The organism is Vibrio sp. V08_P9A1T1 (genome assembly GCF_963874405.1).
Lineage (GTDB): Bacteria > Pseudomonadota > Gammaproteobacteria > Enterobacterales > Vibrionaceae > Vibrio > Vibrio anguillarum.
In genome coordinates this window covers 1-9,050 of sequence record NZ_CAWNIB010000046.1, presented here as the reverse complement: position 1 = coordinate 9,050, position 9,050 = coordinate 1, and the positions used below count along the sequence as shown (strand labels likewise).

The following is a 9,050-nucleotide window of genomic DNA, read 5'->3' as shown; positions in this document are numbered from 1 at the left end:
TTCTTAGTCATTCTATTGAGTTGTCTTTCCTGGTCAACATTGGCCAATGAGAGTTTTTATAAGTTAGGCGTTGGGGATCAAATTCGGATTCAAGTTTATGATGAACCAGAGTTATCTATTGAAACGCGTGTGGGTGACAGTGGTAACATTGATTACCCTTTTTTGGGACGAATTAAACTGAAAGGAAAAACGATTGAGGAAGTAAAAACTGTTATCCACAATGGTTTAATCGATGGGTATCTGGTTAATCCCAATGTTTTTGTCAGCATAGTCGAATATCGTCCCTATTTTATCAACGGACAAGTGAAAATATCCGGGAGTTACCCGTATCATCCGGGGTTAACCGTAAACAAAGCCATTACGATTGCGGGTGGATTCACTGAGCGAGCGTCTAAAACTAAGATCTATATATCATCAAGTGATGCTCCTGAGGCCAAGCCAGTAAAAGTAACATTGCTTCATAAAATTCAGCCTGGTGACATTCTCACCGTAGAAGAAAGCTTTTTTTAGGTAACTTAGTTGTATGGAAAACTCTTTAATTAAAAATCACTTGAACTCAGATGAAGTTATTGATATTCGTCAGTATTTTCATGTTCTTCTCAACTATAAATGGCGTATTCTACTTTTTTCTACAATGGTTACCGCCATCGCCGTATTGATTGCATTGTCAATCCCTTCGCAATATACCGCTCGCGCCTCACTGATCATCGAATCAAAGCAAGCAAAAGCTGTTTCGATTGAAGACATCTATGGTTTAGATACCAAAAGCCAAGAATACTATTTGACTCAAATAGAGATCTTGAAATCAGACCGAGTCGCAGAGGAAGTCATTAAACGCCTTAACCTTGCCAGCCACCCAGAATTTGACCCTACTGTAGAAAATAATCAAAAAACTGGGTTTAAATTCGATGTATTGGAATGGTTTCCTGTTCTAAAATCGTTCAAGAAAGAGCCAGCGGAAATATCACAGGAAGACCAAAACTATCGGACTAGCCGATTGGTTCTGGCTAAGTTTAAGCGTGGGCTAGAAGTTAGCCCAATAAGAAAAACTCAACTAGTGAATATTTTCTACACCAGTAAAGACCCTAAATTATCGGCTCAAATTGCCAATGAGATTGGTAACGTCTTTATGGATAGTCATATCGAAGACAAACTTCAAGTTGAACTGAAGGCGAATAGCTGGCTCAACAACCGCATGGGTGATTTGCGCGAACAACTAAAAAAGTCAGAAGCTCAACTACAAACATTTTTAAAATCTGAAGGACTAGTTGATATCCAAGGCGTTGAAAGCCTAGCATCTCAAGAACTTGAAGAACTGACCTCTCAATTGAATAAAACGAGAGACAGACGCGTTGCAGCTGAGACTCTTTATTTGGTCGCTCAAACGTACAGCCGTCAAGATGGTGACCTCTCTGCCCTTGCATCTATCCCAGAGATCTCTAACCACCCGACGATACGAGATGTCAAATTGGCTGAAGTGCAAGCTGAAAAGAAAGTCTCGGAACTATCAAAACGTTATGGTGACAAACACCCAAAGCTAAAATCAGCTCAAGCCGAACTAGCCTCTGTTAAACGCAATTTAAATTCCGAACTAAAACAACTACTAAACGGGATCAACAATGAGTTACAGGCTGCTAAGCAAGCAGAGAGTTCTTTACACCGGGAACTTGAGAAACGCAAATCAGAGTTTCAAAGCCTTTCCGTAAAAAATGCACGATATTCAGAGCTAAAGCGCGAAGTCCAAACAAACCGAGAGCTGTTTGATCTCTTTTTAAGTCGTCAAAAAGAGACCAGTGCATCGAGCGACTTTAATGCTACGATTGCTCGTTTTACCGATTTTGCCAATCCGCCCCTCGCCCCAAGTAAACCGAATCGTAAACTGATTGTATTGTTAGCGTTTGTCGCTTCGTTTGGTTTGGCGTGTGTTGTTGCTTTCATTGCTGATGCGGTAAATGATACATTCCTCGATGTAAAACAGGTCGAAAAACAGTTATCACTAAGCTTACTCGGTATTATACCGGCAATTAAAACTCGAGGTCCCCTGACGCTCAAAACCTATTTTGATTCGAAACACCGAGAGCTAACAGAAGCGATTAGAACCGTTCGGACTGGTTATTTACTTGCCAACACCAACAAAGATCATCATGTGGTAATGGTTACTTCTTCACTACCTGAGGAAGGAAAAACAACCTCGAGTATCAATTTGGCTTTTTCACTGGCACAAATGGAAAAAACACTGCTGATTGACTGCGATTTGAGAAAACCGTCGGTTGCACACCGTTTTGGCATCTCTGGTTCACAGCCAGGAATGAGCAACTTGCTCATAGGTACGCATACCATAGAAGAGTGTCTCTATACCGATGAAGAATCAGGGCTTGATGTTTTGGCTGCAGGAGTCGTGACAGACAATCCTCTTGAACTTATCTCCTCGCCTAAGTTTGCCTCACTACTCGAAGAGCTAAAGACACGCTATAGCAGAATCGTGATTGATACACCTCCATGTTTAGCCGTGAGTGATGCATTTATGCTGTCGCAGTACGTGGACTCGACCATACTCGTGATCAATGCTCCACACACACGTACTAAAGTGGCTAGAGATGTGGTCGGACGCTTAACGCAGCAAGGAGCGAGAATTGATGGCGTCATATTGAACAAACTGAACACCAAAAAAGCCTCTAATTATAGCGGTTATCATCAATATCAATCCTATTACGGCCCAGAAAAATAACCATGAAGGTCGTGAATCACCCTTTTTTAGCCCATGCTTTGCGTTTGAGCATTGGGCTAACTGCACTCGTTACTCTCTATTTTGCATTTCATTTTTTGACGGCGTCCATTTACGCGCTAGCAACAGAAAGAAATATCGACTACTGGACAAAGCACAGTGATGGTGTAACTTTAGAGCAAGTGAATGAGACAAAACTCATGATACTAAAGGCCCTACAACACCACAGAGACCATCCTCATTACCACAATTTACTGGGTAAGGTCTATGAGTGGGAAGCCTATTTGGGCGATGATGTAGATAAAGAGAGCCGCTTGCTCAATGCAAAAAAGGCCTACTTGGAAAGTGCATTATTGAGACCCACTTGGTCAGATACATGGGCTGATTTATTGGTGATTGAAACTCAGTTGAAAGGGGAAAATATTGATCTCTATTTTGCGCAAGCCGACAGATATGGGCCTTTTACACCCAAAGTGAACAACACACTTTCCCAGATTGGCCTTAACCATTGGTCTATTTTTTCAGCGCCGCAGCGAACTATCATTATTGATCACGCCGCAAGAGCATTAGCTCATCCTCAAAGCCGAGGAGAAGCCTACCAGTATCTAAAATCAAACGGTCTCTTAAAATTTACCTGTGCAGCTATTATTTATAACCCTCAACGTTATACTGAGAAAAATAATCTCTGCAAGAGAGCGCTAGAGTGATCTCGATGATAAAACATTATTCAATAAACCGGCCTATCGCCTTGTTCATGTTAGCCTTGCTTTCTCTTGGTACGGCTTCGCTATCACTGGCAAAAACACTGAATATTCATGCTGAGATACCGATATTTTTGGAAAAGTCACTCGGCGGTGATATTTATCTCCACTTTACACTTGCGCTATTCATTACCTTGGTTTTTATCCGAGTAATTTCCGCCACTCTTTCCCCTATACAGAGCATCTTTCTCGCCATAGTTATCGTCTCGACCTGTTGCGTAATTGATGAAAGTTTACAAATGTTATCGCGTTCACGATCATTCTCTTTGCTCGATTTAGGGGCAAGCTTACTTGGTATAACAATGGCCTCAATAATCTATTACGTTACTAGCAGACTTCAATCTTCAAACTTATGCTCCAAACTAAGACAACCTCGCGCATAAAAACGCCTTAAGAATGAGAATCGAACCCTTATTAACAGAAGTACGATATCACTGGATGTACTACTTCACTTATAATCATCGCAACAGTAAATCGTAGGCTTTTAGGACTTACCAATGAAAAAATCACTATGGATATTTTGGATTGCTATTTCAGCTTTGCTGGCTAGTTCAAGGTTATATGCCGAAACAGAAATTACTTGTTCACTTTATAAAAACCATAAAGTGGCCACAGACACAATAAGAGCCAGCCTAGAACAAGCAGACGATGCCATTATTTCTCTGCAAGCTTTAATGAAACTATGCCCAAGCATGGCTCTGGAAATGGCGGACCTAGCGTCTACTCTACACCCACAACTAGCACTCGATATCTTCAATACAGTATTTGACCATATATCGAGTGACCAAGTCGCAGCTTTGACTGCAATACTCGTTAAAAATGCACCTCAAGAGATGCGTTCTGAAGTCATTCAGCTTGCTGTCACTAAATCACCAGAGTCAGCTCAAGCTATCGTTGATGCTGTTATTGCAATGGATTTAATGGACTCAACTGATGTGATTGTTGCTGCAATCTCCGGTGGCGCTGACCCAGCGACCATTACTGAACCGACAGCGGCAGGTACTCCATCGGCTTTACCTGGTGGCTTACCTCCAGTCGCAACGGTGCCAGGTAACACCACAACACTTGGAACCGGCAATGGCAGTGGTGGTGGTACCGCTTCACCAAACTGATCGTTTAATTCGATACTTTCATCCAGTTTAGGGCAGGTATATTCCTGCCCTTCTTAATTGATATTAATAGTATGCGTCTAATAGAAAAATCCATTTTCCCAATATTTCTCATTTTTGTATTTTGGCTGCCCATACCTTTAGGTAGTAATCGCCCATTAGCATGGTCATTCAATGAAATCTGGATTGCATTGCTGCTTATTGCCTGTTTATTCAACTACTCTTTTGAGCATTGGAAAAACTGTCTGATAAGGGGAAAATTAGTCATCATTCCCATCGCACTTATCACTTGCTGGTCATTCATCCAAAGTATTCCACAACTTGGTATAACTCAGGATCCTAGTTTAGTCTTTGTCTCTGCAATCAAATCGCTCCACTATTTCCAGTTTTGTCTTATTGCTCTTGTCCTCATCGATACACCTAAAAAATTAAAACTTCTCGCAGTAGTCATGGTTAGCAGTGGAATTTGCCAAGGCTTTTACGCTGGCGTGATTTTGCTACTCAACCTAGATCATTCGATAATATTCAAGCTGCCACTAGGAAATAGAGCCTCCGGAAGCTTTGTCTATCATAATCATCTGGCAAACTTCTTGATGCTGAATCTCTGCATTGGATTTGGCTTATTAATTGCAAAACTCGATAGCTCACACAAAACCGGATTTAGAAATATCACTAAACAGTTTTTAGCCGTGTTGCTGTCTGATAAAGCCTTTGTACGTTTAGGGCTCGTGATCATGGTGATTGCATTAGTCTTAACACGCTCAAGAATGGGAAATATGGCTTTCTTTATCGCCCTAACCGTAGGTTGTGTGCTGTTGCTATTGTTTTACAAACCGAAACCCAAAAGTGTTTATGTGCTCATAATCAGTTTATTCATCATTGATACGTTCATCGTGAGCCAATGGTTTGGATTGGAGAAAGTCAAACAACGTCTTATTGAAACTAGCTTGGAAAGTGAATCAAGAGATGATGTTGTCAGATATTCCCTAGTTGCAATACAAGAAAGGCCTCTGACTGGCTTTGGGGCTGGTACTTTCTACTCCACTTTTCCTTCCTACAATCAAGGAAAAGTAAAACTGTTTTACGATCATGCTCATAATGACTACATCCAATTCACCTTAGAATCAGGCCTTGTCATGGTTTCGATATTAGGTGTAATGATCTTAGTCGCCGCCCAACGCGCATTTTATGCGTTTAAAAACCGCAGAAATAGATTGATGAAAGGCATCGGATTATCATCCATGATGGCTATTATTGGTATGTTGATACACATGAGTGTTGATTTCCCACTTCAAGCTCCCGCAACAACACTTTATTTCTTGCTGTGTTTATTGATGGGACACTGGGCAAATTCAATGCCGAGTCTAGTCACTCGTTCAAAATATTCCTGATATATAAAAACGACTTGAAGTTGCAGGTAAACGAATGTTTCCAACACCGCGCAGCTTCAAGTAGGAATGGTATACGTCCAAAACAATTCCTACTCCATATCTGGTTAATAAAAAATCCCTCGATTGTCTCGAGGGATTTTCAATTATTGAATTAAAACGATATCAATTAATCGAATACAAACTGCAAGCCTTCAACTAACCAGCCACCAGTCCAAACATTGATCTGCTTGATGCGTTTACCTTGCGGCACAGTGTACGTTTCAACTTTTTTGTTGCTCGCATAGTTGGTTGAGCCCAATAACACGCTAGAGCCATCCTTCATCGTGAACTTAATCGCCACTATGTGGTAACCACCCCAGTTATAAAGACCAGAGGTAACTTCCACGGATTGCAATTGATCAAGAGCAATCGGTGCTCTTAGCACACCACCGTTAGTACCTTGTACCGGGCCGCCCACCAAGTTATTGACCGTCGTGCCGATCGCATCGATCGCAAAACCAGAACGCAGATACATCTGGTTATCCGCCGTCACTACACGTTGTGATTGCTGAGTATTTGAGTAACCAAAAATTGGAGACTCACCACCCACCGTTGCACGTAATGTACTCGAACGGTATGTATTATGGCTCAACCAACTTGGCTCAACAAAAGTAGGTAAAGTGCCATCTTGATTGATGTTGGTCAGGTGGAAAGCGTGCTGGTTCCAAATACGAGTCGCATTCTTCCAAGGTTTTGCATTGTCCGCCGATTCATAAACAAACACACCATGGTTAACGACATAGTTTTTATCAAAATCATTAGCAACAACAATCAGCTCTGCATTATTGTCACCTTCCAGATCGACCACGATAGGATATTCCCAAAGTGTCGCCGTTGAGTGCGCTAACGAAGCACGTTCTTTACCCGTTTTTCCATCTAATACTCGCACACGAGCATGATCTTGTACGAGTACTTCATCGATACCATCATTATCAAAGTCATAGGCAGACACACCAATTTTGCCGCTGCCAGTATCATCGTTCGCAACAGACCAAACGCGCTCACCTTTGCTGTTATACATATCGACAGCGGCATAACCCGCGTAAACAATCCCTTTTACATCCAGATCATTGGTACCATTTAGCGTAGCTAACTCAAACTGAACACCGTCCAACAGCCAACCAGCGCTCCAAGCTTTAATACCTTTAATACGACTACCTGCTGGTACAGTAAAGCGCTCGGTCTGCTTGGAATAAGCATAGTTTTTAGAGCCCATAGAAATCACGCTACCGTTGCTCATTCTAAAATCGAGCGCCAATAAATGATAACCACCCCAATAGTATTTACCCCAAGTCAGATCAATCGCTTTAATATCTTTGACGTTAACTGCGGCATTAAGATTACCTCCCGTACCACCGACTAAAGTCGAAGCAGAAGCACCAATCGCATCAATCGCGAATCCTGAACGAACAGATATTTTGCCATCGACCGCCAAAACAATAGAAGCAGGATTGCTATTAGCTTGATAACCATAGACTTTTGAGAACTCACTCGTTTCAACTGCTTGAGCTTTGCCTAAAAAGTTAGATACCGCCTGCACACCACCGCCTGGATTGGCAGTATTATTGATTTCCCACTTAATGGTGCCATCGTGTTCTAGCACAGCAAAACGTGCGTTATGCCCAGTAGATGCAGAAGCAGGAACTGAAGCGATAATCTCTGGCTCAGCATCATTATCTAGGTTAACCAGCGAAGAGAACCAAACTGCATCATTGGCATGATATTGCCAATTGATCGCGCCGTTATTTTGAAACAGAGTACCACCTGAAAAGACTTCTTGTTGCTGATCGCCATCGACATCAACGTTGATCGATGACGGTGCCCAAGGGTGGTTAAAAATCAGCCCTGTGTGGTAGTTATACACACCATCTGCAGCCAGAATTTCGACGCTGCCATCATGGTCTAAATCAGCCAACGTGATATCACCAACAATACGCCAGCCACTTTCTGTGGTTGTGATCTGTTTTTTGATGTTGCCTTGGTTATCCAAAATCGTGATGAATTGATCGCGATTGTTGGTTGTAACAATTTCAACGATTCCGTCACCATCCAGATCGCCTACGGCAGGAGAATAACGCGCATCCGCGATCACACCACCATTCGCATAACTCCACAACTCAGAACCATCCACACCACTTAAAGCACGCACTAAACCGCCATTGGCATATTTGTTTCCTTCAAATGTCACTACGATCAAATCTGCGACATCTTTTTCATCAATCTTGCCATCGCCATTGTCATCATTCAGTTGCGCGGCAACCGGCGTAACCATCACTTGGTTAGAATTAGGTTGGAAAGCACTGCCTTGCCAAGACCACTTAAGCTTCATATTGAGTGCAGAGCTGTCACCTTCATAAGGAACAACACGCATTGAACGAGGCTTTGAGAAATCAAGAGTTTCGCCATTGTAGGCTGTGACTGCTCGCATCTGCTCATTTTGAGTATGACCACCAAATACCGCTAAACGGTTATAAGAGAGGTTATCCCAATCACTCAGCATGACACCTAAACCTTGTGGCGCTTCCACATCCACTTCATGAGTATAGATATAAGCAGGCAATGAGTAGCCTGAGCGCTCACCCTCTTTCAAACAGAAACGCTCACCCGTTTGGCGGCTAACGATACAAGCCTCAGGATAAGTTTCAGAAGCCAGCACTCGCATTGAGCGTGGTTTAGAAAAATCTAAATAAGCGCCGTTGTAGGCCTTAACATTCTTAAGATCTTCGTTGCCAGTATAACGATTGAACACAGCCAAACGGTTATAAGACAGGTTGTCCCAATCACTCAGCATGACAGAGACACCACTCGGAGCCTGTACATCGACTGGATGAGCATAAATCCAGCTAGGTAGGGAGTATCCCGAGCGCTCTCCTACATTCAAACAATATTTTTCGCCATTCAAGCGGCTGATAATACACCCTTCGGCTTCATTCGTTGTGGCTTGAGCCACGGTGCTACTTAGCGACAAAAGACTGACAGCAAGTGCAATATATTGAGACGTCATCTGTAAGACTTCCTTTACTTG

General features: G+C 42.4%; 6 protein-coding genes. 5 read left to right on the top strand and 1 reads right to left on the bottom strand.

From position 1 onward, the window contains the following. From vpsN to AACT21_RS02735, 5 genes are all read left to right on the top strand, one after another. Positions 1–510 (top strand): exopolysaccharide export protein VpsN (gene vpsN, locus AACT21_RS02755; protein WP_445285936.1); only part of this gene is annotated, 510 nt, incomplete at its 5' end. A 13-nt stretch (positions 511–523) separates the two neighbouring features. Next, the gene (gene vpsO / locus AACT21_RS02750; protein WP_088721035.1) at positions 524–2,728 is read left to right on the top strand and encodes an exopolysaccharide regulatory tyrosine autokinase VpsO; all 2,205 of its coding nucleotides are present in this window, start codon (positions 524–526) and stop codon (positions 2,726–2,728) included. Between the two features lie 2 nt (positions 2,729–2,730). Next, positions 2,731–3,432 (top strand): VpsP family polysaccharide biosynthesis protein, encoded by a 702-nt coding sequence (locus tag AACT21_RS02745; RefSeq protein ID WP_088728713.1) that lies wholly within the window; start codon positions 2,731–2,733, stop codon positions 3,430–3,432. Positions 3,433–3,983: 551 nt separating this feature from the next. Then, a complete protein-coding gene (locus AACT21_RS02740; protein WP_013857353.1) occupies positions 3,984–4,598 on the top strand; it encodes a hypothetical protein in 615 nt (204 codons plus the stop codon). Between the two features lie 71 nt (positions 4,599–4,669). Then, positions 4,670–5,986 (top strand): O-antigen ligase family protein, encoded by a 1,317-nt coding sequence (locus AACT21_RS02735; RefSeq protein WP_094163186.1) that lies wholly within the window; start codon positions 4,670–4,672, stop codon positions 5,984–5,986. Between the two features lie 166 nt (positions 5,987–6,152). On the opposite strand, the gene AACT21_RS02730 is transcribed toward AACT21_RS02735, so the two are convergent. After that, a complete protein-coding gene (locus tag AACT21_RS02730) occupies positions 6,153–9,029 on the bottom strand; it encodes a beta-prism lectin domain-containing protein (protein ID WP_094163190.1) in 2,877 nt (958 codons plus the stop codon). Between the last annotated feature and the right edge of the window lie 21 nt (positions 9,030–9,050).

Coding starts and splice junctions, on each gene's coding strand:
- vpsO (WP_088721035.1), top strand. CDS start 524: ATGGAAAACTCTTTAATTAAAAATCACTTGAACTCAGATGAAGTTATT.
- AACT21_RS02745 (WP_088728713.1), top strand. CDS start 2,731: ATGAAGGTCGTGAATCACCCTTTTTTAGCCCATGCTTTGCGTTTGAGC.
- AACT21_RS02740 (WP_013857353.1), top strand. CDS start 3,984: ATGAAAAAATCACTATGGATATTTTGGATTGCTATTTCAGCTTTGCTG.
- AACT21_RS02735 (WP_094163186.1), top strand. CDS start 4,670: ATGCGTCTAATAGAAAAATCCATTTTCCCAATATTTCTCATTTTTGTA.
- AACT21_RS02730 (WP_094163190.1), bottom strand. CDS start 9,029: ATGACGTCTCAATATATTGCACTTGCTGTCAGTCTTTTGTCGCTAAGT.